Raw genomic sequence first — 26,063 nt, forward strand, 5'->3', positions numbered from 1 at the left:
GGCACGACGGTCGGGGATCAGCGGCCGAGGCCGGCGTCGCGGGCGCGGAGGATCGCCTCCGCGCGGTCGGCGACCTGGAGCTTGGCGAACACGGTCGAGACGTTGTTGCGGACGGTCTTGGGCGACAGGCCGAGCCGCTCGGCGATCGCCGGGTTCGGCAGGCCCAGCGCGACCAGTTCGAGGACGTCCCGCTCCCGGGCGGTGAGCTGCGGGAACGGTTCGTCGGCGGCGGGCGCGGCCGCGATCCGCGCGAAGTAGTCCGCCACCCGGCCCGCCAGCGCCGGGCCGAAGATCACCTCGCCGCCGGCCACCGCGGACACCGCCCGCAGGATCTCGTGCTGGTCGGCGCCCTTCACCAGGTATCCGCGGGCTCCGGCGAGCATCGCGGCGAACACGCTCTCGTCGTCCTCGTGCATGGTCAGCACCAACACCCCGGTCTCGGGGCGGGCCGCGAGGATCCGGCGGGTGGCGTCCACGCCGCCGAGCCGTGGCATCTGGAGGTCCATGACCACCACGTCCGGGCGCAGCCGGGCCGCCATCTCGACGGCCGTCGCCCCGTCCGGCGCGGTCCCGACGATCTCCACCTCGCCGGTGGAGTCCAGCATGAGCCGCAGCCCGTCCCGGTACACGGGATGGTCGTCGGCGAGCAGCACCCGCGGTGTCATGGCGCGCTCCCGGTCACCGGCAGCGGTTCCCGCTCGGCGACCTCGCGCGGCCCGAACGGCAGGACGGCGCGGACGAGCGTCCCGCCGCCCGGCCGGGCCGACACCGCGCACCGCCCGCCGAGTTCCTCGGCCCGCTCCCGCATCCCGACCAGCCCGACGCCGACGAGCGCTCCCGGCGGGACGCCGCGCCCGTCGTCGGCGACCTCCACCTCCAGCGCGTCCCCGGACGCCTCCAACCGGACGTCGCAGCGCGTCGCCTCCGCGTGCCGCGACACGTTCGCCAGGGCCTCCGCGACGATCCGGTACGCGGCCTCCTCGGCCGCGGCCGGGAGCGCCGCGAGTTCGCCCGCGCAGTGGAGCCGCACCCGCATTGACCGCCCCTGGAACCGTTCCGTGAGCTGCTCCACCGCCCCGACCAGGCCGAACTGGTCCAGGGACGGGGGCCGCAGGTCGTGCACGAGCCGCCGGACGTCCGACAGCACCACCGACAGGTCCTCGCGGACCGACTCCAGGGTCGCGTCGGCGGCGGCCCCGTCCCGCGGCGCCAGGTTGCGGGCCGCCTCGATCTTCAGTGCCGCCGCGGCCAGCGACGGGCCCAGGCCGTCGTGCAGGTCGCGGCGCAGCCGCCGCCGCTCCTCGGCGATCCCGGTCACCAGCTGCTCCCGGCTGCGCTGGAGCTCCTCGGTCAGCGCCGTCGCCCGCGCGGCGGCGGCCGCCTGGCGGACCACGTCCGCGAGGAGGCGCTGGTCGGACGCCGGAAGGCGGGAGCCCGTGCGCGGCACCAGCGCCAGCCGCCCGATCGCCGCGCCCCGGTACCCGAACGGCAGGACGACCACGTCGTCCCGGGCCGTTCCGTGCTCCACGACGACCGTCCGGCCGTCCGCGCGGTCCAGCTCGACCCGCACGTACGGGGACCGGAAGGACTCCGCCACCACCCGCGCCACCTCCAGCAGCAACTCGTCCGGGCCCATGGAGCGCTCAAGCCGGCGTGCCAGTGCCGACACCACGTCGTAGGGTTCCGCGCGCCCCGTCAAGACCCGGTTCACCCACCGTTGCAACCGCAGCCGCAGCGGCGCGTACAGGACGGCGACCACGCCCGCGCCCGTCACCGCGGCGATCGGCTCGTCGATGAACGTCCCCGCGAGGACGAACACCGCCACGTCGATCCCGACCACGACCGCCGCCAGCGCCGCGTACAGGAGCGTCCAGCCGAGCAGCAGGTCGACGTCGTAGAGCCGGTACCGGGCGACCGCGACCAGCACCGCCACAGCGATCGCCGCGTGCATGAGGATGAGGGAGATGTCGCCGATCCACCAGTTCAGCGACGGCGAGAGCACCTCCGTCAGCACCATGCCCGAGGCGAACGCGACGACGTTGACGACCAGCGCCAGCAGCATCCACCGCAGCTGCGTCCGCCGCACCGGGTCCGACCGGCGGAACCGCACCGTGAACGCGGCGATCGACACCCCGAAGGACGTGAGGAAGCCCGCGTAGAACATCCAGCCGGACACCGGCCAGATCCCGGCGGGGAGCGGCGGCGTCAGCGGGTCCAGGGGGACGTCCCGCAGGCCGGGCGCGAGCGGCTCACCCCGCGAGAACACGTCCCACGGCACCATCAGCAGCGCCAGGACCCCGACGAACTGCGCGGTGATCGCCGCCCCCACCGGCCAGCGCCATCGCCGCGAGGGCAGCCGCCCGTCCGGGAAGAACATCAGCGTCAGCGGCACGATCATGTTGATCATGGGGCCGAAGCGGCCGCCCGCGTACACCGCGAACGCCGTCAGCGGCAGGTCGCCGTCGTGCTCCAGCACCGACAGCGACGCGTACGCCGCGGCGACCCCGTCCAGGACCGCGATGGACCCGCCCGCCAGCATGAGCCAGGTCAGCGGATGCCGCGGCAGCCGCGTCGCGAGGACACCGCCCGCGACCGCCACCGGCAGCCCCGACCCCGACGACCCCCAGTGCGCCCAGTTCAGCGGGTCCGGCGGTTCGCCGGCGTCCGCCAGCAGGACGTCGAGCCAGACGGTCGCGACGGTCGCCGCGGCGCACAGCACGGCGATCGCGACGGCGGGCGGCCTCAGGAGCCGCTCGGCCCGAGGCGCCGGGTGAGCGCTCCCCATCAGGCCAGCTTGACCCGCGCGGCGTCCCGATCACCTGGGTCCGGCGTCCTTGCAGGCCAGGACAAGGGTCACTGGTGATTCGGGGGTGGGCCGGGGCCGCTCGCGCCGTCCCTGTCACTGGCCGCCCGGGACATCGGGGACGGAACGTCAGGGTCACCGGCGGCGCGCCCCTGCGCCGCCCGTCACGGGAGAGAGAACCGAATGACCGTGCACATCCGGCCCAGCTCCGTCTATCCGCACGACCCGTCCGACCCCGGCCCCGGAGGGCTGCTGCTCCGGACCCGCCTCACCGGCGCCGCGCTCGTCGCCGGCACCACCGCCTGGATCACCGGGCTGCTCATCGCCGGGGACGACATCCAGGACGACGTCGTCCCCGTCGAGATCTGGGGCAGCCTGGCGTTCCTGCTGGGCGTGGCGTCCCTGGTCGTCCTGGTGCTGTCCACGAACGCCACCGGGAGCCGCAAGGGCCGGTACATCCCCATCGTGGAGCTGGTGCTGCTCGTGCCGGCGATGATCTGGTGCCCGCTCATCGTCGCCTATCCGGACGACACTCCCGCCTGGGTGATCCCGTTCGACATCTGCTGGCCGCTGTCGATGCTCGGCATGCTCGTCATCGGCATCGCCGTCGCCAGGGTCGGCCGCTTCCGGGGACTGCTGCGCTGGCAGGTCCTGCTGTGCGGACTGTGGCTGGTCGTCGCGGGCGCGGGGCAGGCCGCGCTCGGCGACGAGGGCGGCACCTATCCGGGCGCGGCCTGGCTCGGCATCTCCTACGGCGTCCTCGGCCTGCGGCTCGCGGTGACGCCCCGCATCGTCCTGCCGGCCGCCCCCGCCGCACCCGCCACGCCCGCCGCGCCCGCCGCGCCCGCGTCCTGATCGGCCGGTCGGGCGGCTGAGCCCGCCGGTGGGTTGTCTCGAAGGCCGTCCGCCCATGGACGGTCCCTCGACGGGAGCGGGGGCCCCGAACCCACCGGCGACCAGCCCCGCTCTCCGGCGCTGACCCGGAGGCCGTCCGCCCGAAGGGGTGTCAGGTCATCGAGCCTCCTGGCTGTTTGTCTGGAAGTGTCATTGGTTGTCGCTCGTTCGATAGACGGCTCGGGAAGCGGCCGTGAGAAGATCATGAACCTATGGAACTGCGGTCGCCGGTGCGGTGGGTGCGGGCGGCGAGCTTCGCCGCCGCCTGTGCCGTGCTGGCGGCCGGCGGCCATGTCGCGGGTGGTGGACGGCTCGACCGGTCGGCGGTCGGCGTCGGCTTTCTGGTGATGCTCGCGCTGGCGCTCGCGGCCACCCGCCGGGAGAGGACGATCGCGACGATCCTGCCCGCGGTCGCCGCCGCCCAGGCGGTCCTGCACTTCTCGCTGTCGCAGGCCGACGGGGGCCATACGGCGGCCGTGCCCGCCGCCGAGGCGTCCGCGGCGATGTCGATGCCGATGCCCGAGCCGCACGGTGGCTCGGGCGGGCTCGCCATGCTGCTCATGCACGCCGTCGCGGTGCTGGTCACCTCATGGTGGCTGGAGTGCGGCGAGGCCAGGCTGTGCGCGCTGGTGCGCCGGCTGGCCCGCTGGACGCTGCGGGCGTTCGCCCGGCTACGGCCGGCGCCCGTGTACGGCCCGGCTCGTCCGATTCGGGCGAGGCGCCGGCTCCAGGCCCCGGTGGACGCCGTCATCCTCCGTTACGCCATGGTCAGGCGCGGGCCTCCGGGGAGCGTGGCCGCTCACGCCTGACACCGGGGCCTTCTGGGGCATCGGCGTCGCCGTTCTCGAGCGGAAACGTCACGGCACCTCAGCCCTCCAGGGCGCGGTGCCGTTTCCCCCGAAGATCTCCGGTCGGTGCGGTGCTCCCGCCGCATGGCGCGTGCCGTACCGGCTGGGCGCCATGCCTTGGAGCCCGTATGTCAACGACGTCCGACTCGCCGTCCACGAAACCGGACCGCGACCGTCCCGCCCCTGAACCGGCCGCCCCTGACCCGGCCGCCCCTGACCCGGCCGCCCATCCCGGCACGACCCGCCGCTCCGCTCGGCGCGAGGTGTGGCCGCTGGTGCGGCGGCTGCACTTCTACGCGGGCGTGTTCGTCGCGCCCTTCCTGGCCCTGGCCGCCCTGACCGGGCTGGCCTACGCCTTCACCCCGCAGTTCGACGCCGTCGTCTACAGCGACGAGCTACGCGTCGACCGGGTGGCCGGTGCGCGCCTGCCGCTGGCCGACCAGGTCCGGGCCGCCATGGCGGTGCAGCCCGGCGCCGTCGCCACCATCGTCCCCCCGGCCGAGGCGGACGCCTCGACGCAGGTGGTCCTGTCCGTGCCGGGACTGGGCGAGAAGGACCGCACCGTGTACGTCGACCCCTACACCGGTCGCGTACTGGGCGTGCACACCACGTGGTCCGGTAGCACGCCGATGACCGCCTGGCTGGACGAACTGCACCGCAGCCTGCACCTCGGCACCCCCGGACGGTTGTACTCGGAGACGGCCGCGAGCTGGCTGTGGGTCATCGTGACCGCCGGGGCGCTGATGTGGCTGGGCCGACGCCGCCACTACCGGGGCCGCGGCCCGTCCCTCCGGGCGTTCCGGTTCGACCGCTCGGCGAAGGGCGTGCGGCGCACGCGGAGCAGGCACGCCGTGACCGGCGCGTGGCTGGCCGGGATTCTGCTGTTCCTGAGCGCGACCGGCCTGACCTGGTCCGACCATGCCGGAGCCCGGTTCGACACGGCTCAGGAGAAGCTTCGGTCGACCGCGCCCAAGCTCGACACCGCACGGCCCGGAACCACGCCCGCCCCCGGCGGCGGCGGTGGGCATCACGGCGGCGGAAGCGCTCCATCCGGAACGGCCGACCCGGCCGCCGACGTCGACGCGGTGCTGGCGACGGCGCGAGGGGCCGGGATGGCCGGCCCGGTCGAGATCAGCACGCCCGAGGACGCCCGCGGCGTGTGGAGCGTGGCGCAGGTCGACAACCGGTGGCCGGTGCACCGGGACAAGGTCGCCGTCGACGCCTCCACCGGGCGGGTCACCGACCGCGTGACCTGGGCCGAGACACCCTGGCTCGCGAAGCTGTCCTCCCTCGGCATCCAGTTCCACATGGGTCGGCTGTTCGGCTTGGCGAACCAGATTCTGCTGGGTGCCGCCGCGCTCGGCCTGCTCGGAGTCATCTTCTGGGGCTACCGGATGTGGTGGCAGCGCCGTCCCACCCGCGCCGACCGCCGCGCGTCCTTCGGACGCCCACCGGCCCGCGGCGCCTGGCGAGACCTTCCGCGTCCCCTTCTCCTCCTCGGCGTCCCCGCCGTCCTGCTGGTGGGGTGGGCGGTGCCGATGCTGGGGATCACCCTGGTCGCCTTCCTCACGATCGACGGCCTCCTGGGTGCGTGGCGCCGCCGCCGGACGGCCCCGACCGGCACCGGCTGACCGCGCCGGGTCCGGTGGCCACCGAAAGGTTGTGTTCGATATTTCGAACGTCAATCCGTATTTCGGATCAATTTCAGGAAAACCATTGACTCGTCTTGATCTGCGACCGACGATCGAGATCATGAGGAGAGCGAGAGGAAATCGACTCAGAACGATCGGTGCCGTACTGGCGGCCCTGGCCCTGCTGGTCGGGACCATAGGTTCCGTCCAGGCGAAAAGTTCCGCGAAGGCCTCGTCCGCGGCATGGTGGCAGCCGCGCCCCGGTGAGGCGAAGAACTGGGACTGGCAGATCGACGAGCCGTACAACGTTTCACGAACCCGGACGATGTACGACCTCGACCTCTGGGAGTTGGCCGACGGCGGGCCCAACTCCTATCTGGAGTATCCGGGACATCCGGAGCTTCCCCGGATTCACGTGGAAGAGGGCGCGCTCGCGGGTAAAGTCGACGAGCTCCACCGCAAGGGAGCCAAGGTCATCTGTTACCTCGACTCCGGCGCCTACGAGCACGACGAGAACCGTGCGGACCGGCATCTGTTCCCCGGCTTCAAGCCGAATCTGGCTGACATCCCCGACAATCCGACCCGGCCCGAGCCGGACTCGGTCATCGGGTGGCACACCAACGACGGGCAGTGGCCGGGAGAGCGCTACCTCGACATCCGGCGGGACTCCTGGCCCAAGTTCGCGCATCTGATCTGGGCGCGGTTCGCGCTCGCCAAGCGCCTCGGCTGCGACGGCGTCGAGCCCGACCAGAACGACATGGGTCCGAGCTCCGGAAACTCCCCGGGATGGGAAATGACGGACGACGACCAAATCGACTGGTACCTCGAAGTGGCCAGGCAGGCGCACGCGTTGGGCCTGTCGGTGGGTCTGAAGAACGGTCACGACCTCAACGACCGCACGCGGTTCCCGGAACTCGTGAACGCCTTCGACTGGGCGCTCCCCGAGGAATGCGTTTCGCTCGAACAGTGCGGCAACCTCAGTCCCTTCATCGCCGCGGGCAAAGCCGTGTTCGCCGTCGACTACACGGTCAATTCACAAACCGACAGGAGGACGTGCCAGACGCATGTGAGGTACGACTTCGACGGAATCATCAAGGACGAGCCGCCCACGTCCGCGTACCGTCTGCAATGTAAGCTGTAACCCACGGCTCGGGGGTGCTGGGTTTCTGCCCAGCACCCCCATTGTGGTGTCGGTAGGGATTGCGCGGCTGATGTCTACATGATGGCGAGTTGGCCGCCGTCGATGACGAGTTCGGCGCCGTTGACGAAGGACGCGTCGTCGGAGGCGAGGAACGCGTAGGCGGCGGCGACCTCGTCGGGGTGTCCGGCGCGGCCCAGCGGGATGTGCTCGCGTTCGTAGGCGGCGACGTAGTCCGGGTCGCCGCTCTCGGCCTCGATGGCGGCGTTGAGCGGCGTGCGGATATAGCCGGGGCAGAGGGCGTTGACGCGGATTCCGTACGGGCCCAGTTCGACGGCCATCGTCTTGGTCAGCAGCAGGACGCCGGCCTTGCTGGCGTTGTAGTGGGCGTAGCCCGCCTCGCCGCCGAGGGCGTTGGTCGAGGCCATGTTGACGATGGCGCCGCGGGTGCCGGCGGAGCGCATCGAGGCCGCCACGCGCTGGGCGACGAGGAACATCCCGCGCAGGTTGACCGCGAGCACGGCGTCCCACCGGTCGGTGGCGATGTCCAGGAACGGCTCGCGGTGGGCGATCCCGGCGTTGTTGATCAGAATGTCCACGCCGCCGAGGAACTCCCCCGCCGCCGCGAGCATCCGCTCGACCGAGGACTCGTCGGACACGTCGCACCGCGCCCCGCCGACCCCGTCGAACTCGTCGAGGGTCTCCTGGACGCCCTCCAGGCCGCAGACGAAGACGCGGGCCCCCTCGTCCAGGAACCGCCGGGCGGTGGCGTGGCCGATGCCGCTGGTGCCGCCCGTGATCAGAACTCCCCGGTCCCTCAGTCCGCGCATCGGACCGACCTCCTCTTCGCCGTGATCTCCAGTTCGCGTTCGACCCGGCCCCCGCGGACCCCGAACGCGAGGTCGAACAGGTTGCTGACCGGGCACACATGGTTCGGGATCAGCTCGATCCGGTCGCCGATGGCCGGACCGCCGGTCTCCGGGCCGTGGCCGACGCCGTGCTCCTCGTAGAGCATGTCGAGGCGGAGCCCGGGACGGCCGACGACGCCGATCGTGCCCGGTGCGCCGTCCGCCGCCAGTGCCTTGGTGCCGGCGTCCACGACGAACCGTCCCGGCACGGGCGTGGCCACGACCGTCGCCAGCACCCGTGCGGCGCAGGTGTCGTGTGTGGCGACGCCGAGCCCGGCCATCGTCGTGTCGTTGAGGGCGTAGGTTCCGGGACGGATCTCGGCGACCTCCGCGGCGGCCGCCTCCCACCGGGCGGTCGGGGTCGCGCCGAGGCTGATCTCCAGGTCGCCGCCGCACAGCCGGACCGTCTCGGCAAGCTCGGCGACCTCACGTTCGGCGATCTCGCGCAGCTCGGCGGTCGACCGGGCCCGGTAGGAGTGGCCGGCGTGGCTGCACAGGCCGACGACCGTCACCCCCGGGACCCGGTCGATGTCCGCGACCAGTTCGGCCGACCGCCTGCCGGGCGGACGGCCCAGCCGCCCAAGCCCCGAGTCGACCTCGACCAGGACCTCCACCGGCTCGCGTCCGGCCATGGCCCCCACGCCCGCGGCGACCTCGGCGGAGTCGAGGCTCACCCGCAGCCGGACGCGCTCCCGCAGCCGCCGCAACCGGGCCAGGTTGTGCGCGCCCCAGACCGGATAGGCCAGCAAAATGTCGGCGCATCCGGCGTCGGCCATCACCTCGGCCTCGTCGAGCGTGGCGCAGGTGAGCCCGGACGCCCCGGCCGCGAGCTGGAGTCCCGCCAGGTACGGCATCTTGTGGCTCTTGATGTGCGGGCGCAGCCGGGTCCCGCCCGCCTCCGCGAGCCGCGCCATCGCGTCGATGTTGGCCTGGGCCCTGTCCAGGTCCACGATCAGCGCGGGCGTCTGGATTTCCGGCGGCATCGTCGAGTTCCCTTCGTCGCGCGAACGCCCGGCGCCGCGCTATCCCTTGACGGCGGTCGAGGTGAGCGACTGGATGAAGGTGCGCTGGGTGAGCAGGAACACGATCAGGACGGGCAGCGTGGTGATGACGTTGCCGGCCATCACCGCCGACCAGATCGTGTGGTGCTGCCCGGCGAAGGTCGTCAGCCCGAGTTGCAGGGTGTAGTTGTCGTCGGTGGAGATGGCGATGAGCGGCCAGGTGAGATCGTTCCAGGACGTGAGGAACGTCAGCGCCGCCAGGGTCGCCAGCGCCGGTCTGGCCAGCGGCAGCACGATCCTGACCAGGACCTGGAGGCGACCGCAGCCGTCGATGATCGCGGCCTCCTCGATGTCGCGCGGCAGCGCGAGGAAGAACTGCCGCAGCAGGTAGACGCCGAACACCGAGACCAGGTTGGGCAGGATCAGCGCGCCCAGCGAGTCGGCCAGGCCGAGGTTCTTCATCAGGATGAAGGTGGGGATCATGGTGAGCTGGAACGGGATGATGATCGTCGCGACCAGCAGCCCGAACAGCACGCCGGAGCCGCGGAACCGCAGCCGCGCGAACCCGTAGGCGGCCAGCGAGCACAGCACGAGGTTGGAGACCACGCTCACCAGCGAGACCAGCACCGAGTTGAGGAACCAGCGCGGGAAGTCGGTGTTGGTGAAGACGTAGCGGTAGCCGTCCAGGTGGATCCCGTCGGGCACCAGCGCGGGCGGGTACTTGTTGATCTGCGCGTCGGCCATGAACGACGCCAGGACCTCCCAGAGGAGCGGCAGCACGAACAGCAGGGCCAGGGGCGCCAGCCCGACGTGGGACCAGTCGATCCGGCGCCGGGGACGGGACGGTGCCGCCACCGTCCGGGACGGGGACGTCCCGGAGCGCACTTCTTCGGCAGTCTTCACGCGAACCTCCGTCGAGCGCGCGTGAGCAGGTAGCGGACGCCGCCGAGGGCCAGCAGGACCACGGCGAGGACGTAGGCGGCAGCCGCGCCGTAGCCCGCGTCGAACACCTTGAACGCCTGGTTGTAGATGAAGTAGACGACGACGGCGGTGGAGCCCAGCGGCCCGCCCCGGGTGGTCGCGTAGACCAGGTCGAACAGCTGCATGGCGACCAGGCTCTGCCAGATCACCACGAAGGTGGTGACCGGCCGCACGCTCGGCAGCGTGACGTGGCGGAAGATGTTCCACCGGCCCGCGCCGTCGATCCGCGCGGCCTCCACCAGGCTCGGCGGGATGTCCTGGAGCGCGGCCAGAAAGATGATCACGCAGAAGCCGGTACCGCCCCACAGCCCGATCCCGGTCAGCGTGTAGAGCGCGGTGTTGGGATCTTCGAGGAAGCCCTGGCGGGGGATCCCGAACGCCGACAGGATCCGGTTGGCCACACCGAACCGGGCGTCGCAGATGAAGGCGAACAACACCCCGGTCGCGGCCGGCGACACCACGAACGGCACGATCACGCACGTCCGGTAGATGCCGATCAGCTTGGTGCGCGGCCGGTTCAGCGCCATCGCGATCAGCAGGCCGAGGCCCGCGCTGCCCGGGACGTACAGCGCGGTGAAGATCAGCGTGTTACGGATCGACTGGCGGAAGGCCGGGTCGTCCAGCAGCCGCTCGTAGTTGTCCATCCCCACCCAGCGGCCCGAGGTCACCAGATCGGAGTCGGTGAACGAGAGCAGCAGCGACCAGACCATCGGCAGCAGGCTGAGGCCGAGGATGAGCAGCGTCGCCGGCAGCACGAAGGCCCATGCGGCCGGGGTCTCGCCGAGTGCCCTCTTCATGGGGCGGGCCATCGGTCACTCCTCCGTGGCGAGCGCCGAGTCGGCCGCCTTCGCGGCCCGGTCCAGTGCCGGCCCCGGCTCCATCTTGCCCAGCAGGACGGCCGCGATGGCCTCCTGCACGGCCTGGGAGAGCTTGGGGTAGGCGCGCAGCGTCGGACGGGTGCGCATCTTGGGCAGGTTGTCGATCCAGACGTCGAGCTTCCACCGGGCTTGGTAGGCCGCGTAGCTCGGGTGACGGGACGCGCTCGCACGCAGCGGCAACTGACCGGTCGCCAGGTCCCAGCGCAGGTCCTGTGCCGGGCGCGTCAGCCAGAGCAGGAACTCGGTGGCCGCCTTCCGGCGCTCGGACCCCTTGTCCATGACCACCCAGTTGTCCGGGCCGCCGATCGTGGTGTTGTCGCCGTTGAACCCGGGGAGCGGCGCCACCGCATAGTCGATCTTCGCGGGTCCGATGTCGGCGAGCGCCCACGGACCGGCGACGAACATCCCCATCTTCCCATTGTTGAACAGCTGACCCATCCGCGCGCCGGCCGAGTCCTGGTCGAGATAGACCGACTTGTCGGCCACGGACATGTCCCGCCAGACCGTGAGCCCGCGTACCCCCTCGGGACCGGCGAAGCGGGACCTGCGGCGGTCGGGCGTCACGATGTCGCCGCCCTGCTGCCAGACCAGCGGCCACAGCCGCCAGGTCACGTCCTCGCCGTCGGCGATCGGCCACGCCGTTCCGTACGTGCCCTTGGACGGGTCGGTCAGTGCCTTGGCGGTGGCCCGGAAGTCGTCCCAGGACCAGCCGGGTTTGGGCGGCGCCACCTTCTGCTCGGCGAAGAGCTTCTTGTTGTAGATGACGGCGAGGTTGTCGGTCAGCGCGGGGATGGCCCGCACCCGGCCGTCGACGGTGGCCGCCGCGCGGGCGGCGGGCCAGAAGTCGTTCCAGTCGACCCCCGGCGCCTGCACGGCGGAGGTCAGGTCGGCGACCTTCCGGTTACGGGCGATGCTGGCCAGGTCGGAACCGTAGATGTAGCTGATGTCGGGATAGCTGCCCGAGACCAGGGCGGCGGTGACCTTCGGCAGGAGCTGGTCGGCGGTGGACCCGCCGCTCTGGCTCACCACCTTGATCTTGGGGTGGGTGCGGTTGAACTCCGCCACCAGCCCGTCCAGGGCCTTCTGCGCGATCTGCGTCTGGCCGTGCCAGAAGACGATGCGCACGGTGCCGTCGGCGGAGACCCCGCCGTCGTCTCCCGAACACCCGCTCAGCAGGGCGCCCGCGAGGACGGCCGCGCAGGCCGTGGCCGACCCTATACCGATCTTCATCGTCGATCTCCTTTCCCGTCGCTGTCGTGGAAGGCGGGTAGCCAGCGCGCCTGCTCGTCCAGGAGTTCGTCGGTCAACGCCTGGATGTCGGGCAGAGGGAGCAGGGCCGCGGTCAGCCGGTCGAGGGTGAGCGCGGTGTTGACGAGCCGACGGGAGCGGGTCCGGTAGGCCTCGACCACGCAGGACTGGAAGGCGATCGAGGGAAGGTTGACGGCGGCGCAGGCCGCGGGCAGGTCACCGACGCGGGTCGGCTGGACGCCGCTCGCGTCGACCAGGCAGGGGACCTCCACGCAGGCGCCGGCGGGCAGGTTCGTGATCAGGCCGTCGTTGGGAACGTTCCCGTAGATCACGCGGGGTGTGCCGGTCAGGATCGAGTCGACGATGCCCGCCGCGTACTCCCCGCTCAGCGTGAGCGGCTCGGCGGCCAGCTCGTCTGCCAGCGCCTCCTGTTCGGCGTCGCCCTGCCCGCTGCCGATCGCGTGGTAGTCCCAGCGCTCGGGCAGCAGCTCGGCGATCAGCTCCGGCGACCGGCGGAAGTGCGGGAAGTACTCGGAGACGTGGTGGCTGGACTCGGTCGGGAAGTAGCCGGTGAGCTTCATGACCTCGGTGCGGACCCGTTCGCGGCCGCCCGCGTACCATTCGTCGATCTCCACGACCGGGTCGTGCTCACCGCGACTGTAGGCGAGCATCGTGTCGTACAGGCGAGGCAGGATCGAACGGCCCTCGTGCTTGAACTCCAGCATCCAGGCCTGGTGGTTGATGCCGGCGGCGCGGAACGACCAGGTGCCCGGGGCCAGTCCCATGATGTCGGCGAGCTGACCGGCGGTGTGGTGGACGGAGTGGCACAGCCCGACCGCCTTGACGCCCCGGCTCTGGAGGTACGCGCAGTTGATCGACATGGGGTTGGCGTACTGGAGGACGAGGGCGTCCGGACACAGCTCCAGGACGTCGTCGGCGAGCCCGTCGAGCACCGCCATCGTGCGCAGCCCGCGCATCGCGCCGCCGGGGCCGAGGGTGTCGCCCACGGTCTGGTCGATCCCGTACCTGCGCGGGATCTCCATGTCCAGGGTGTAGGCGCTCTGGCTGCCGACCTGGAAGCACACGATCACGAAGTCGGCGCCGTCGAGGGCGGCGCGGCGGTCGGTCGTGGTCTCCAGCTCGATCTTGTACCCGTGGGCGGACGCGACCCGCCTGACCAGACGCTCGGTTCGCGCGAGCGGCACCGGGTCGATGTCCATCAGGGTGTAGGCGGCCTCGCGCGGGCTCTCCAGCGCCAGGAAGTCGGTCATCAGGCGCAGCGGGAACTCCTGTCCCCCGGCGCCGATCATCGCGATCTTCGTCATGAGTCTCCTGTCTGGGGGTGCCGGTCGTGGGTGTCGCGCAGGGGGGTGTCGCGCAGGGGGGCGGGCAGGAACTCGTCCGGTACGTCCTGGAAGACGACGGGACGCAGGAAGCGCCGGATCGCGGTGAATCCGACCGAGGTGTGCAGCGGGTCGGTCGTGGACGGCCACGGGCCGCCGTGCTGCATCGCCGGGCTCACCGTCACGCCGGTCGGCCAGCCGTTGTGCACGATCCGCCCGGCCCGCGCCGCCGCCATGACGAGCAGCGTGCGGACCAGCGCGGTGTCGGACTGCTCGGCGTGGATCGTCATCGTGAGGCTGCCGGGCAGCCGTTCCACGGCCGCGACGAGTTCGGCGACCGAGTCGTACTCCGCCAGCACCGAAACCGGGCCGAAGCACTCCTCCAGTAGCGGGCCCGCCAGTTCTCGCGCGGGAACCTTGAACAGTGCCGGTGCCGCGACGTCCCCGCTGGTCGGTATCGGACGGACGAGCGGCGTCACCCCCGGGGCCTCGGCCAGGGCCGCGACGCCGTCCCGGTAGGCGGCGGCGATCCGTTCGCCGAGCAGCCGCCGCGGCTCCACCAGGGACACGGCTTCGGCGAGCCGGTCGTCCAGGCCGTGCCCGCGGCTGATCAGCACCACTCCCGGTTTGGTGCAGAACTGGCCCGCGCCCAGGGTGTAGGACGCGACGAAACCGTCGGCGATCTCCGGGCCCCGGGCCTCGACCGCGGCGGCGGTCACCACCACCGGGTTCAGCGAGCCGAGTTCGCCGTAGAAGGGGATCGGGTCGGGGCGGGCGTGCGCGAGGTCCGCCAGGGCCCGTCCGCCGGTCGCCGATCCGGTGAAGGCGGCGGCGCGGATGTCGGGGTTGGTGACCAGCGCCCGTCCGGCCTCCATCCCGTGCGTCAGGTCGAGCACACCCTCGGGGAGCACCTCGGCGACCAGCGCCGCGCACAGCTCGGACAGCCGGGGATGCCCCGGATGCGCCTTCACGACCACCGGGCAGCCGGCGGCGAGCGCGCTCGCGGTGTCCCCGCCGGCGACGGAGAAGGCCAGCGGGAAGTTGGACGCCGCGAACACCGCGACCGGGCCGATCGGGACGAGCATGCGGCGCAGGTCGGGTCCGGGTCCGTTCCGGTCGACGATGATCTCCCGGAACCGGCCGTCGAGGACGCCGTCCGCGAACAGGTCGAGCTGGTGGGTGGTGCGGGCGAGTTCGCCGGTGAGCCGCTCGGCGCCGAGCGCCGTCTCCTCGTCGGCGAGCGCGACGAGATCCCGCTCGGCCGCGCGGAGCGCGGCGGCCACGTCGCGGAGGAGCCCGGCCCGCTCGGGCAGGGGCAGCGCCGCGAAACCGGGCGCGGCCGCGGCCGCTGCGGCGCAGATGTCGGCGACCCCGTCCACGGTGGTCTCGGCCGGGGCGCTCATCGGGCGAGCCCCGGCAGCAACCGCCTCGCGTTCTCGGCGTACACGAGTGCGAGCACGTCGTCCGGGAGGTGGACGCCGGAGATCGTCCACCGTCCCATCGGCGGCGGTTCCTCGGGCGAGTACGGGAAGCACTCGTCGTCGGTCTCCATGAAGCGGAAGTGCAGCGGGTAGGCCGTGCCCGAGTGCGGGATCTCGTCGGTGCCGAACAGCACCCGGTCCGGGTGGCGCGTCATCAGGGCGCGGGTGGCCCTGGGCTGGCGGCCGAGCTGGTTGAGCCGGGCGGCGATGTCGATGTGCAGGTTGGGATAGGTGTCGAGCATCCGGCTCACCCAGCCGAGGTCTTCGGCGTTGCCGCCGCCGTGCACCGCGACGAACGTGGTCCGCGGATGGGCGCCGACCACGGCCTCCAGGGCGTCCATGAGGCGCTCGAAGCTCGGCAGTCCGGGCCGCGCGAACGACCACTCGGGGTGCGCGAGGAGGATCTCCAGCAGCTCGTTGCGCTCGTCGACGGGGTCGAAGAAGGCCCTCGGGTCCGCGGTGTGGATCCAGACCGGCAGGTCGAGTTCGCCGGCGGCCTCCCACAGCGCGTCGAGCCGCGGATCGTCGGGCAGGACCGGCTCGCCGCGCCCGTCGCGCACCTCCAGGCCCAGGTCCTTCCACACCTTGAGGCCGCCCGCTCCGGCCTCCTTCGACTCGGTGAGGCTCTTCACCAGCCGGGTGTCGCCGTCCGGCAGGGCCAGCTCCGCCCAGTCGACATGGCAGAAGGTCACGAACCGTCCGGGATGGGCCGCGTCGTAGCGGGCGAGGTTGGCCTCAAGCTCGGCGCCCCACCGGCCGTCCAGGTTGACCAGGCTCCGGACGTTGTGCTCGTCCATGGCGGCCAGCAGCGCGGGGACGTCGGGGACCATCCATTCGCCGGGGCGGCCGTCCCAGTCGCTCAGCCATCGGCCCAGGTGAGCGTGGGCGTCGACCGCGGGGAACCTGGCTCGCGGGACCTCGTGTTCCCGGACGGTGAGCCGCCGGCGCGGAACGTACCGGCTCAGCAGGAGTGCGTCGGACATCATGCCACCCGTTGTGTTCGAGATTTCGAACAGCATTCGAAATGCTGATGGCGGGACCGTAATCGACGTTTTATTTCATCGTCAAGGTCAGACGAGGTGGCCGAGACGGGCGGACAGCACACCCGCCCTTTCCCGCACGAGATCACCGAGCCGGTCCCGCACGTCGTCGTCCCAGCGCGGCGACGGAACGGAGATGCTCATCGAGGCGACCAGCGCGCCCGTGTGGTCGTGGACGCCCGCCGCCACGCAGTGCACCGCGTCGTTGGACTCGGCGTCGTCGTGGCCGAGACCGGTCTCGCGGGTCCGCGCGATCTCCTCGCGCAGCCGGTCCGGTGAGGCGATGCTGTTCGCGGTCATGGTGACGAGTTCGCGGTCGTCCGGGAAGAGTTCGTCGAGCTCCTCCGGCGGCAGCCCGGCGAGCAGCACCTTGCCGAGGCCGGTGCAGTGCGCGGGCAGGAGCCGGCCGACGGTCGAGACCATCCGCACCGGATGGGTGCTCTCGGCGCGGGCGATGTAGAGCACCTGGTCGCCTTCGAGTACCCCCACCTGGACCGTCTCTCCGCAGGCGGCGGCCGTCTCGTCGGCGACCTCCTGGGCCTCGCGGATCAGGTCGAGGTTCTGGGCGAACACCCCGCCGAGCTGGAACAGCCGGACCCCCAGGCGGTAGCGCGTCGGCTGGCCGGGCACCGCGACCAGGTAGTGGCGGCCGACGAGCGTGGTGAGCAGCTCGTGGACGGTGGTCCGGGGAAGCCGGAGGCGCGCGGCGATGTCGGGGGCCGACAGCGTCGGGACGTCGAGGAAGAGCTCCAGAATGTTCAGCGCCCGGCTCACCGCCGGAACCTCACGCGCCATGGTCCACCTCTTCTTTGTGCCGCAGGGACGGGACGGGGGCGGCGTTGACACCCCACACGGACAGAGATTATCGTCCGGCACAGGATATCGGACATTGTTCGAAATATCGAACTCGGAGGCAGGATGAGCGATCTTCCCGGCGAGGCCGCGCTTCGGGACCTCGGACTCCCGGCCCGCGGGGAGGGCCCCGCGGGCTCCACGGCGCGGTTCCCCGACTCCGGTTCCTGGCGGACGGAGATACCTTCCGTCGAAGGGCCCGCCGTCCTCCAGGGAGTGCTGGCCGAGATCGAGCGCCTCGACGTGCCGGTGCACCGGGTCAGCCAGGGCAGCGGGGTGTGGATGCTCACCGACGCGGAGATCACCGAGATGGTGGGCGCCTGCGCGGAGCGCGGCATCGAACTCTGCCTGTTCCTCGGCCCCCGCGGCACCTGGGACATCGGCGGCTCGGTGCGCTCGGACTCGGGCGGCGCCGGGCTGCGGGCGCGCGGCCGTGACCAGCTCGCCCAGTGCGTCGCCGAGGCCGAGCGCGCGGCGGCGCTGGGCGTGCGGTGCCTGCTGGTGGCCGACGAGGGCGTGCTGTGGACCCTGCACCAGATGCGCGCGGGCGGACGGCTGCCCGCCGACACCACCTTCAAGGTCTCCGCGCTGGTCGGGCCGGTCAACCCGATCGCCTACGGCATCTGGGAGGGCCTCGGCGCCGACTCCATCAACGTGCCGAGCGACCTCACCCTGCACCAGCTCGCCGAGATCCGGCAGGTCAGCGCCTGCCCCGTGGACTTCTACATCGAGGCCCCCGACGACCTCGGCGGATTCGTCCGGCTGTACGAGGCGGCCGAACTCGTCCGGTGCGGCGCGCCCATCTACCTGAAGTTCGGGTTGCGCAACGCCGCGTCCGTCTACCCGGTGGGACGACATCTGCGGGACGTCGCCGTGGCGAGCGGACGGGAACGCGTCCGGCGCGGCCGGCTCGTGCTCGACCTGCTCCAACGCTACGGAGCCGACGCCGCCATGTCCCCCCTCGGCAGCCGGGAGCCGGGGAACCTGGTCAGGTTCCCGGTCCCCGTCACGGTATGAAGGCCGAGATCGCCTGGCGGGGACCGGCGCGGCTCGGCGAAGGCCCCACCTGGGACCCCGCCGCCGGGCACCTTCTCTGGGTCGACATCCTCGCCCGCGAGGTCCACGCCTACGGGCCGTCCTCCGGGGCCGACCGCGTCCTGCTGCGTACCGGCCAGCACGTCGGCGCGGCCAAACCCCGCGCCGCCGGCGGCCATGTGGTCAACCTCCGCGACGGAATCGGGGCCTACGACGCGGACGGCGGCTTCACATGGCTCGCCGACCTCCGCGCCGACGGCCGCCGCGGAAACGACGCGGCCGTCGACCCGCACGGCGCGCTCTGGGCGGGCACCATGCGCTACGACGAGGCGCCCGGCGGAGGAAGCCTCTACCGACTGGGCCCCGACCACCGCCTCCATACCGTGCTCGCCGGGGTGACGGTGAGCAACGGCATCGCCTGGAGTCCCGACGGCCACCGGATGTACTACGCCGACACCCCCACCCGCCGGATCGACGTGTTCGACCTCGACGACTCCGGCCTGCCGACAGACCGCCATACCTTCACCTCCGTGACCGGCCTGCCGGACGGCCTGACCGTCGACACCGACGGCTGCGTCTGGACCGCGATCTGGGAGGGAGGAGCCGTCCACCGCTACACCCCGGACGGCGGGCTCGACCTCGTCATCGATCTCCCTGTCCCCCTCACCACCGCCTGCGCCTTCGGCGGCCCGAACCTCCACGACCTCTACATCACCAGCGCGGACGGCCCCCTCTTCGTCGTCCCCGACGCGGGCCAAGGCCTACCCCCCACCCCCTTCGCCGGCTAAGGAGCCACGGTCCCCCTGCGGGGCGGCGTGGTGCCGGTGGCGGCGAGGGCGGCCAGGGCGGCGGCCGCGGTGAGGGCGAGGAACATGTTCGGGTAGCCGCCCAGCGCGGTCGCAAGGGCGGCTCCGGCGAAGGGGGCGATGGCGGTGGCGATGGTGACGGGGGCGGCGAGGATGCCGGAGAGGAAGCCGTAGGCGGCGGTGCCCCAGCGGTCTGAGATGGCGGTGGCCTGGAGGAGTGTGGCTATGCCGCGGGTCGTCCCGGCGAGGAACGCCACCGCGATCAGTAGGGCGATCGGGCCGGGGACGAGGGCGAGGGCGGCGGTGGTGGCGGCCGACAGGGCCAGGATCGAGACGGTGCGGGCGCGGACGCCGGTGCGGCGGGCCAGGGTGCGGTAGCCGAGGCGTCCGGTGACCTGGCCGACGCCGCCGAGGCCGAGCGCCCAGGCCGCGACGCTGGGATCCGCTCCGCGGGAGACGAGCAGCGGGATCAGGTTGACCACCACCGCGAACGCCGTGAAGGCCGACAGGGTCATCGCGGCGGTGAGCAGTAGAAACGGCCTGCTGCGTACCGTGCCCCACACGACGGCGCGGTTCGTGGGGTGGGTTTGGACGGCCCGGTTCGACGGGCCGTCATGTGGTGACGGCCATGGGCGGCGCAGAGCCAGCCAGTGCAGCGGGATGGTCAGTACGGCCAGCACGGCGGCCAGTGCCAGGTAGGTGCCGCGCCAGGACAGGTGGGACGCGAGCGCGTCGGTGAGCGGCGCGAACACCGTGCTGGCCAGCCCCGCGATCAGGGTGAGGGTGGTCAGCGCGGTGACGTGCCGGGGTGCGTAGTAGCGGGTGAGCACCGCGAAGGCCGGTTGGTAAAGGACGGCGGACATCGCCATTCCGGCGACGAGCCAGCAGGCGGTGAACCACCACAGGTTCGGCGCCGCCGCGAGTCCCGAGAGGGCCAGCACGGCCAGGATCGAGCCGCCGGTCATCAGGGTGCGCGGGCCGTGGCGGTCCAGGGCACGGCCGACCGGGATGCCGCCGAGTGCGGCGACGATCAGGGCGGCGGAGAACGCGGCGGTGATCGCGCCGGTGGACCAGCCGGTGTCGCGGGTGATGGTCGGCGCCAGGACGGGGAAGGCGTAGTACAGCACGCCCCAACTAGTGATCTCTGTGACGGACAACGCGGCCAGCGGGCTGTTCATCGCGCGCCGCGCGTGGCCGCCCGCCGCGTCAGGCATCGGCGGGTTCGGCCTCACCCGAGTAGCCGTGCTCGATCCCGGTCGAGAATCCGAGTCCGGTCGGTGCACCAGTACTGATGCTTATCGGCTCGGCGGCCGACGGTGTCGAGCAGGACGTCCCGCATCCACCGTCCTGTGCGGTGGGTCGGTCTTCGGTGACCAGGTCGGTGGAGCAGACGCCGGTCTCGGGTAGGTCGAGTTGGACGGTGTCGGCCGCGTCCCGGTCCCCGGCGAGCGCGGCGACGATGGAGCGGACCTGTTCGTAGCCGGTGGCCAGGAGGAAGGTGGGGGCGCGTCCGTAGCTCTTCATTCCGGCCAGGTAGAAGCCGGGTTCGGGGTGGGCGAGGTCGCGTTCGCCGTGTGGCGGGACGGTTCCGCACGAGTGGAAGTTCGGGTCGATCAGCGGGGCCAGCTTGGTCGGGGCCTGGGTGGCGGGATCGAGGTCGAGCCGAACTTCGCGCAGTATGTCCAGGTCGGGGCGGAAGCCGGTGGCCGCGACCACGGTGTCGGCGGTGATGACGCGGTCGCCGTCCTCGGTGGTGCCGGTGACCTGGACGGCTCCGTCACCGGTGGTGAAGCGGGTGATGGTGAAGCCGCGGATCAGGTCGATCTCGTTGTTCTCCACGGCGTTCTTCAATCGGGTGCCGAGTGCGCCGCGGGCGGGCAGGCCGTCGGCGTCGCCGCCGCCGTACAGGCGGGCGACCGACGACCCGCGCACCGCCCAGGTGATGCGCGTGCCGGGCGCCGTCCTGGCGAGTTCGGCCAGGTCGAGAAGGGTGTTGGCGGCCGAGTGGCCCATGCCGACGACCAGGGTGTGACGTCCGGTGAAACGGTCGCGGTCGCGGCCCAGGACGTCCGGCAGCGGCCCGGTCAGACGCGCGGCGGCCTCTTCCTCACCGGGCGCGGGCAGGCCGGAGTGTCCGAGGGGGTTGCCGTGGCCCCACGTTCCGGACGCGTCGATGACCGCGCGGGCGGGCAGGTCGGTGACGGTGCCGTCCGGGCCGACGGTTCGCACGAGCAGCGGGCGCTCGTCGCGGCCCAGGGTGCGGGTGACGTCCATGCCTTGTCGGGACACGGCGACCATGCGGGTTCGCGTGTGGATTCGTCCGGCCAACTCGGGGACGCGGGCCAGCGGTGTCAGGTAGTCGCGGACGAGCTCGGCCCCGGTGGGCAGCGTGTCGGGGGCGGGTGGCGTCCAGCCGGTCGGCTCCAGCAGGCGCCGGGCGGCGGCGTCGGTGTCGTAGCGCCATGGGGAGAACAGCCGGACGTGTCCCCATTCGGAGATCGCCGCCCCGACCGCGTCCCCGGCTTCGAGGACGACGAAGTCCAGCCCTCGCTCGGCCAGATGCGCCGCCGCGGCCAGCCCCACCGGCCCGGCTCCGACGACCACCACCGGAAGCCCCGCCTGCTCGGTGTCGTCGACGCATCCGCATCCGGCGGCCTTCTTGGCCTCGGTCACGGTGACCGTCGGATCCAGAGACCGTTCGGTGCCGGTACAGCAACCGCCGACTCCGCAGCAGGCGCTCTCCACCTGAGACTGGTTCACCTCGGCCATGGACCTCTCCCTTGCTTCGATGCTCTTCTAATCAGGCGCCAGTTTGCATCTTACATAGATGGATGTCAAATTAGATGCATGTCTAAGTTGCTGGAGTTGGAAGACGTCACCACCTCGGTGTGCTGCGAACCGCTGAGCGAGGCCGACTTGAGCGAGGCGGAGGCCGTCGAACTCGCCGGGGTGTTCAAGGCCCTGGCCGACCCCATCCGGCTCCGACTGCTGAACATGATCGCCTCGGCCGAGAGCGGGGAGGCGTGCGTGTGCGACCTGACCGTCCCGTTCGACCTGACCGCACCGACGATCTCTCACCACCTGAAAGTGCTGCGCCAGGCCGGATTGATCGACGGTGAACGACGCGGGACCTGGGTGTACTACCGGGTGATCCCCGAGCGAGTGACCCGGCTGGCGGGCCTGTTCACGCTGCCCGACCCCGCCTCGGCCGGTGCGCCTTGAGCAGATGATCGAGGACGTGTCGGGCGTCCGCGCCGACACCGCGCAGCGTCGCGGACGCGAAGCAGCGCTGCCACTCCAACCCCACATAACCCAGCCCCGGATGAGTGGCCGAGACACCGTGACGATGCTTGGGCTGTCCGTGTTCGTCGAGTGCGCCCAACTCGGTCAGGTACTCGACGCCGGGCCGGAATCCGGTGGCCAGCAGGAGCACGTCGATGTGTTCGCGCGTGCCGTCCTGCCACACCACGTCGTCACCGTCCAGGCGGGTGAACATGGGCCGCCGGTCGGGATTACCGGTGGCGATCCGCGCCCGGTAGGTGCCGGTGTCCAACACCGGTGTGCCCTTCCCGCCGGTGAGTAGCCGGCGCGCCCGACCGGCGGTGTCCAGGCCGGTGCGTTGCAGCCAGATGTGCATGTCCACGCCGAGCAGCCGTTGGGGCATGAACCGCAGCGGATGCCGGGTGGCCAGTGTGACGCGGGCCTGCCCGCTCAGCTCGATGCCGATCTGCACAGCCGAGTTCCCGCCGCCGACGATCACGATCCGCCTGCCCGCGAAGTCCTCCGGTCGCCGGTAGTCCGAGGAATGCAGGACGATGCCGGAGAACGTTTCCAGTCCTGGTGGTTCGGGACGGTACGGACGGCCGAACGCGCCCGTCGCGGCGATCACGATCGGCGCGCTGAAGCTCTGCCCGTCCTCTACGACCTCGAATCGCCGCCCGGTGGAGTCGGCGGCGACCTTCACCACGCGATGTCCGGTGCGAATGTCGGCGTCGAGGCGCTCGGCATAGCCGGTCAGGTAGGTGATGACCTCGTCCCGCGTGGGATAGCCGTCCGGGTCGCCGGGAAATCGAGCCCCGGGCAGTGCGCTGCGGCGGGCCGGGGAGAACAGCGTGAGGCTGGCGTAGTAGTGCGGCCACGACCCGGCGGTGGACCGCGAGGCTTCCAACAGCACCGGCGCCAGGCCGAGCGCACGGGCTACGTGGGCGGTGGCCAACCCGGCCTGACCACCTCCGATGATGACGATGTCGGCATCCATGAGCGCCAACATATTTTCATTTCGTTAAATGTCAATATAACGATGGGTGCGCTAGGATCCCGGGCAGAGGACGGGAGGTGGCGTGAGCGAACCGGTGGCGAGCACACTCGGCTGCGGCGCCGACGGCGCCGTCCGGCTCGGCCCGCAGGCACGCGAGTTCCTCAAAGCCCTCGCCAGCGAGCAGCGCCAACAGATGCTGGAGCTGTTCACCGGCGGGACCGAACTCACCGTGGGCACCGTCGCCGAACGGCTGGGCATCGCCCAACCGACCGCCTCCCAGCAACTCGCGCTTTTGCGTCGCGGCGGCCTGCTCACGTCCCGCAAACACGGCAAGCAGGTCTTCTACCGCGTCGACGTCGCCGCCGTGGAGCAGTCGCTCACCGAGTTGCAGACCTACCTGCGCACCTGCTGCCCACCGCCTTAACGGATCCCCCTGGCCAGGCTCCTGACGACGGAGGCGAAGGCGGCGACGGAATCGTTGATGCAGATCGCCCGGCCAGGCCGGCTTCACCCTCCGTCGAGGCAATGGGAACCGCTCGTGTGCCGGGTGCTTGTCACCAGGTCACGGGGAGTTCGTGGAGGCCCTGCATGGTGCCGCCGCGTCACCGGCTGAGCCACGCCCGATCAGAGCGAGCGCCACGGCGAGGAGTACCGGCGCGACCGCCGTCTTGAGCACCTTCCGCTTGGCACCGACGTCGCTGTGACGTCCGGATGGCCCTTGTTTCGCGGTCCTGGAGCTGTGCGGCAGGACCAACCGGTGGAGGGGCCGGACGCCGGTTCCGGTTCCGTGGTGGTGTCTGGGTGCGTGCACACGGGAAATGAAGCCTGGAGCGCTGTGGACGTCACAAATCGGTGCCGTCGCCCCGTCCAAGGGGACGACACAGAACAGGAGCCGATCATGAGAGTGCTTGTGGCAGGAGCGACCGGAGCGTTGGGCAAGCAGCTGGTGCCGCGTCTGGTCGACGCGGGACACGAGGTGTTCGCCATGGTTCGCAGCGAGTCCGCCGGGGCCGCCGCCACGGGGCTCGGCGCGGCGCCGGTCATCGCCGACGCGCTCGACCGTGAGCAGGTCGAGGCGGCGGTGCGGGAGGCGAACCCGGAAGTGATCGTCCACCAGCTGACCGCCATCGGGCACATCGACACGCGCCACTTCCAGCGCAGCTTCGCCGCCACCGACCGGCTGCGGATCGAGGGCACCGACAACCTGCTCGCGGCGGGACGCGCGGCGGGAGTGCGGCGCTTCGTGGCGCAGAGCAACGGCGCGTTCACCTATGCCCGGACGGGCGGCCCGGTGAAGACCGAGGAGGACCCGCTGGATTCGTCGCCGGTCAGCGAGATGGCCTCGATGATCGGGGCGGTCCGGCATCTGGAGCAGGCCGTGCTGGATTCCGACCGGCCCGAGGGGATCGTGCTCCGCTACGGCGCGTTCTACGGACCGGGCACGTCGATGGAGCCGGGCTCGGAGCAGCTGGAGATGATCCGCAAGCGCAGGTTCCCGGTCGTCGGCAAGGGCGACGGAGTGTGGTCGTTCATCCACGTCGCCGACGCGGCGGAGGCGACGGTCGCGGCGATCGAGAAGGGCCACCGCGGTGTCTACAACATCGTCGACGACGATCCCGCGCCGGTCGCCGACTGGCTGCCGGAGGTGGCCGCGATGCTGGGCGCCAAGAAGCCGATGCGCGTACCGCGGTTCGTCGGACGGCTCGCCGCCGGGCCGGTCGGCGTCGTCCTGATGACCGAACTCCGCGGCGCGTCCAACTCGAAGGCCAAGCGCGAGCTGGGCTGGCGTCCGGCGCACCCGACCTGGCGCCAGGGCCTCAAGGCGGCCCTTTGACCCCGGGCCGATCCCGGCGAACGAACCCCACATCCGACCACCCGCGAACCGCGTGGCCACCGGCCATGCGCCTGCGCTCCCGGCGGCGCTGACAAGGGCGGGGACGCCTCACGACGTGCCCGAAGCGCCGCCGGGAGATCCACCGGGAGGTCACGACGGGAGGGCCGCCTCCGTCAGCCCTCGTCGGTAGCGGAGGCGGCCTTCTCCGCGTCCGCCGGGCCGTCCGCGCGGCGCCGCGCGCCCGGGCCGAACCAGAACAGCAGCACCAGCCCGGCCGCCGCCCGCGCCTTCAGGTCGATCCTGACGAGCCGCTTGGTGAGCCGCTGCGTGGTGACCAGCAGGGCCAGGCCGAACGGCAGGATGCCGAGGCCGCTCTCCAGCGCGTCCAACCTCAGGACGCCTTGAAGGTACTGGACCAGGTAGACCAGGAAGCTGGTGAGCACCAGCGCCAACAGCAGGAGGTTCAGGAACGCGGCGGCGCGGTCGCGGTCGGCGAACACGGCGGCGGGCAGCAGCGGTTCGGCGCCGCGGCGCGGCCGAACCGCGACGGCCTGGGCGACCTGGTGGCCCGGGCCGAGCGCCTGTCCGAAGCGCCCGATCCGCTGGACGCCCTGGCCGAGTGGACGCGGCAGGCGGTCCGGCACTTCAGCACCCTCCGCGGCCTGGTCGGCATCCTGGCGCGGAGCATGTACGACGAGGGCACCCCCTCGCACGAGATGTGCGGCGCCATGCACGAGAGCGGCGCGACGCTGCTGCGCACCGCGCCGAAGGCCGGCCGGGTACGTGCCGCCCTCTCCCCCGACGAGCTGTTCGACCTGCTCACCGGGGTGGGGTGGGTGCGCGAGAACTCTCCCGCCGACCGCGACCGCAGCGACCGCCTGTTGAAGCTGATCCTGGAAGGACTCGCCACCGGGAGCGATGTATAGGCCGACCCCCACCACACCGTCGACCCCGCCGGGCCGGGCGACCGCGTCCGCACGGCCGAGTCGACCGCCCTGCTCGACCTGACCACCGCGCCCGGCACGGTGGTCGCCTGCGCCGGTATTAGTTCCTCGATCGGAGGAGGGTGATCGGCGATCAGATT

25 protein-coding genes are annotated in these 26,063 nt (G+C 71.8%); 10 read left to right on the top strand and 15 right to left on the bottom strand.

Annotated features, from left to right (window positions below; genetic code table 11):
* Window positions 1-17: 17 nt before the first annotated feature.
* On the bottom strand, window positions 18-665 hold the full coding sequence (locus tag D0T12_RS30025) for a response regulator transcription factor (protein WP_117403835.1): 648 nt from the start codon (window positions 663-665) through the stop codon (window positions 18-20).
* A complete protein-coding gene (locus D0T12_RS30030) occupies window positions 662-2,785 on the bottom strand; it encodes a sensor histidine kinase (protein WP_117403836.1) in 2,124 nt (707 codons plus the stop codon). Before D0T12_RS30030 ends, D0T12_RS30025 begins: the two co-directional genes overlap by 4 nt.
* A gap of 201 nt (window positions 2,786-2,986) precedes the next feature.
* Between D0T12_RS30030 and D0T12_RS30035 the strand changes: the two genes are divergently transcribed.
* The 4 genes from D0T12_RS30035 (at window position 2,987) to D0T12_RS30050 (ending at window position 7,317) form a co-directional block, all read left to right on the top strand.
* On the top strand, window positions 2,987-3,658 hold the full coding sequence (locus D0T12_RS30035; protein ID WP_117403838.1) for a hypothetical protein: 672 nt from the start codon (window positions 2,987-2,989) through the stop codon (window positions 3,656-3,658).
* Window positions 3,659-3,909: 251 nt separating this feature from the next.
* Window positions 3,910-4,506 carry an MFS transporter gene (locus tag D0T12_RS30040; RefSeq protein ID WP_117403840.1) on the top strand — a complete coding sequence of 199 codons (597 nt, stop codon included), beginning with the start codon at window positions 3,910-3,912 and terminating at the stop codon, window positions 4,504-4,506.
* Window positions 4,507-4,673: 167 nt separating this feature from the next.
* Window positions 4,674-6,176 carry a PepSY-associated TM helix domain-containing protein gene (locus D0T12_RS30045; protein WP_117403842.1) on the top strand — a complete coding sequence of 501 codons (1,503 nt, stop codon included), beginning with the start codon at window positions 4,674-4,676 and terminating at the stop codon, window positions 6,174-6,176.
* A gap of 121 nt (window positions 6,177-6,297) precedes the next feature.
* The gene (locus D0T12_RS30050) at window positions 6,298-7,317 is read left to right on the top strand and encodes an endo alpha-1,4 polygalactosaminidase (protein ID WP_117403844.1); all 1,020 of its coding nucleotides are present in this window, start codon (window positions 6,298-6,300) and stop codon (window positions 7,315-7,317) included.
* A 74-nt stretch (window positions 7,318-7,391) separates the two neighbouring features.
* On the opposite strand, the gene D0T12_RS30055 is transcribed toward D0T12_RS30050, so the two are convergent.
* From D0T12_RS30055 to D0T12_RS30095, 9 genes are all read right to left on the bottom strand, one after another.
* Entirely contained in the window at window positions 7,392-8,144 is a 753-nt protein-coding gene (locus D0T12_RS30055) for an SDR family NAD(P)-dependent oxidoreductase (protein WP_117403846.1), read from the bottom strand.
* Window positions 8,132-9,205 carry an alanine racemase gene (locus tag D0T12_RS30060; protein ID WP_117403847.1) on the bottom strand — a complete coding sequence of 358 codons (1,074 nt, stop codon included), beginning with the start codon at window positions 9,203-9,205 and terminating at the stop codon, window positions 8,132-8,134. The genes D0T12_RS30055 and D0T12_RS30060 overlap by 13 nt, the downstream gene beginning before the upstream one ends.
* Before the next feature lie 39 nt (window positions 9,206-9,244).
* Window positions 9,245-10,126, bottom strand: a complete 882-nt coding sequence (locus D0T12_RS30065; RefSeq protein ID WP_117403848.1) for a carbohydrate ABC transporter permease — start codon at window positions 10,124-10,126, stop codon at window positions 9,245-9,247.
* The gene (locus D0T12_RS30070; RefSeq protein ID WP_117403849.1) at window positions 10,123-11,013 is read right to left on the bottom strand and encodes a carbohydrate ABC transporter permease; all 891 of its coding nucleotides are present in this window, start codon (window positions 11,011-11,013) and stop codon (window positions 10,123-10,125) included. Before D0T12_RS30070 ends, D0T12_RS30065 begins: the two co-directional genes overlap by 4 nt.
* A 3-nt stretch (window positions 11,014-11,016) precedes the next feature.
* Window positions 11,017-12,312, bottom strand: a complete 1,296-nt coding sequence (locus D0T12_RS30075; RefSeq protein ID WP_117403850.1) for an ABC transporter substrate-binding protein — start codon at window positions 12,310-12,312, stop codon at window positions 11,017-11,019.
* Window positions 12,309-13,655, bottom strand: a complete 1,347-nt coding sequence (melA, locus tag D0T12_RS30080) for an alpha-galactosidase (RefSeq protein ID WP_117403851.1) — start codon at window positions 13,653-13,655, stop codon at window positions 12,309-12,311. The genes D0T12_RS30075 and melA overlap by 4 nt, the downstream gene beginning before the upstream one ends.
* Entirely contained in the window at window positions 13,652-15,076 is a 1,425-nt protein-coding gene (locus tag D0T12_RS30085; protein ID WP_117403852.1) for an aldehyde dehydrogenase (NADP(+)), read from the bottom strand. The genes melA and D0T12_RS30085 overlap by 4 nt, the downstream gene beginning before the upstream one ends.
* Window positions 15,073-16,140 (bottom strand): amidohydrolase family protein, encoded by a 1,068-nt coding sequence (locus D0T12_RS30090; protein WP_199487780.1) that lies wholly within the window; start codon window positions 16,138-16,140, stop codon window positions 15,073-15,075. Before D0T12_RS30090 ends, D0T12_RS30085 begins: the two co-directional genes overlap by 4 nt.
* Before the next feature lie 84 nt (window positions 16,141-16,224).
* Entirely contained in the window at window positions 16,225-16,989 is a 765-nt protein-coding gene (locus D0T12_RS30095) for an IclR family transcriptional regulator (protein WP_117403853.1), read from the bottom strand.
* Window positions 16,990-17,112: 123 nt separating this feature from the next.
* On the opposite strand from D0T12_RS30095, the gene D0T12_RS30100 reads away from it, so the two are divergent.
* The gene (locus D0T12_RS30100) at window positions 17,113-18,063 is read left to right on the top strand and encodes a hypothetical protein (RefSeq protein WP_117403854.1); all 951 of its coding nucleotides are present in this window, start codon (window positions 17,113-17,115) and stop codon (window positions 18,061-18,063) included.
* Complete coding sequence (locus D0T12_RS30105) at window positions 18,060-18,869, top strand: SMP-30/gluconolactonase/LRE family protein (RefSeq protein ID WP_117403856.1); 810 nt, start codon at window positions 18,060-18,062, stop codon at window positions 18,867-18,869. The genes D0T12_RS30100 and D0T12_RS30105 overlap by 4 nt, the downstream gene beginning before the upstream one ends.
* Here D0T12_RS30105 and D0T12_RS30110 read toward each other — a convergent pair.
* Together D0T12_RS30110 and D0T12_RS30115 are read right to left on the bottom strand one after the other, a co-directional pair.
* Window positions 18,866-20,101 (bottom strand): MFS transporter, encoded by a 1,236-nt coding sequence (locus tag D0T12_RS30110; protein ID WP_117403858.1) that lies wholly within the window; start codon window positions 20,099-20,101, stop codon window positions 18,866-18,868. The genes D0T12_RS30105 and D0T12_RS30110 overlap by 4 nt on opposite strands.
* A complete protein-coding gene (locus D0T12_RS30115; RefSeq protein ID WP_117403860.1) occupies window positions 20,094-21,656 on the bottom strand; it encodes an FAD-dependent oxidoreductase in 1,563 nt (520 codons plus the stop codon). The genes D0T12_RS30110 and D0T12_RS30115 overlap by 8 nt, the downstream gene beginning before the upstream one ends.
* A 78-nt stretch (window positions 21,657-21,734) precedes the next feature.
* Here D0T12_RS30115 and D0T12_RS30120 point away from each other — a divergent pair, with 78 nt between their 5' ends.
* The gene (locus D0T12_RS30120; protein WP_117403862.1) at window positions 21,735-22,109 is read left to right on the top strand and encodes an ArsR/SmtB family transcription factor; all 375 of its coding nucleotides are present in this window, start codon (window positions 21,735-21,737) and stop codon (window positions 22,107-22,109) included.
* On the opposite strand, the gene D0T12_RS30125 is transcribed toward D0T12_RS30120, so the two are convergent.
* Window positions 22,072-23,145, bottom strand: coding sequence for a flavin-containing monooxygenase (locus D0T12_RS30125; protein ID WP_233526363.1), 1,074 nt, complete (start codon window positions 23,143-23,145; stop codon window positions 22,072-22,074). The genes D0T12_RS30120 and D0T12_RS30125 overlap by 38 nt on opposite strands.
* A gap of 82 nt (window positions 23,146-23,227) precedes the next feature.
* Here D0T12_RS30125 and D0T12_RS30130 point away from each other — a divergent pair, with 82 nt between their 5' ends.
* Both D0T12_RS30130 and D0T12_RS30135 read left to right on the top strand, forming a co-directional pair.
* The gene (locus D0T12_RS30130) at window positions 23,228-23,569 is read left to right on the top strand and encodes an ArsR/SmtB family transcription factor (protein ID WP_233526364.1); all 342 of its coding nucleotides are present in this window, start codon (window positions 23,228-23,230) and stop codon (window positions 23,567-23,569) included.
* Window positions 23,570-24,043: 474 nt separating this feature from the next.
* Window positions 24,044-24,979 carry an NAD-dependent epimerase/dehydratase family protein gene (locus D0T12_RS30135; RefSeq protein WP_117403865.1) on the top strand — a complete coding sequence of 312 codons (936 nt, stop codon included), beginning with the start codon at window positions 24,044-24,046 and terminating at the stop codon, window positions 24,977-24,979.
* Between the two features lie 173 nt (window positions 24,980-25,152).
* Here the strand turns inward: D0T12_RS30135 and D0T12_RS36060 are convergent, their stop codons facing one another.
* Window positions 25,153-25,623, bottom strand: coding sequence for an MFS transporter (locus D0T12_RS36060; RefSeq protein WP_199487781.1), 471 nt, complete (start codon window positions 25,621-25,623; stop codon window positions 25,153-25,155).
* Between D0T12_RS36060 and D0T12_RS30145 the strand changes: the two genes are divergently transcribed.
* Window positions 25,543-25,905, top strand: a complete 363-nt coding sequence (locus tag D0T12_RS30145) for an SbtR family transcriptional regulator (RefSeq protein ID WP_117403868.1) — start codon at window positions 25,543-25,545, stop codon at window positions 25,903-25,905. The two genes, D0T12_RS36060 and D0T12_RS30145, sit on opposite strands and share 81 nt — an antisense overlap.
* Window positions 25,906-26,063: the final 158 nt, after the last annotated feature.

Source organism: Actinomadura spongiicola (assembly GCF_003432485.1).
GTDB classification, from domain to species: Bacteria; Actinomycetota; Actinomycetes; order Streptosporangiales; family Streptosporangiaceae; genus Spirillospora; species Spirillospora spongiicola.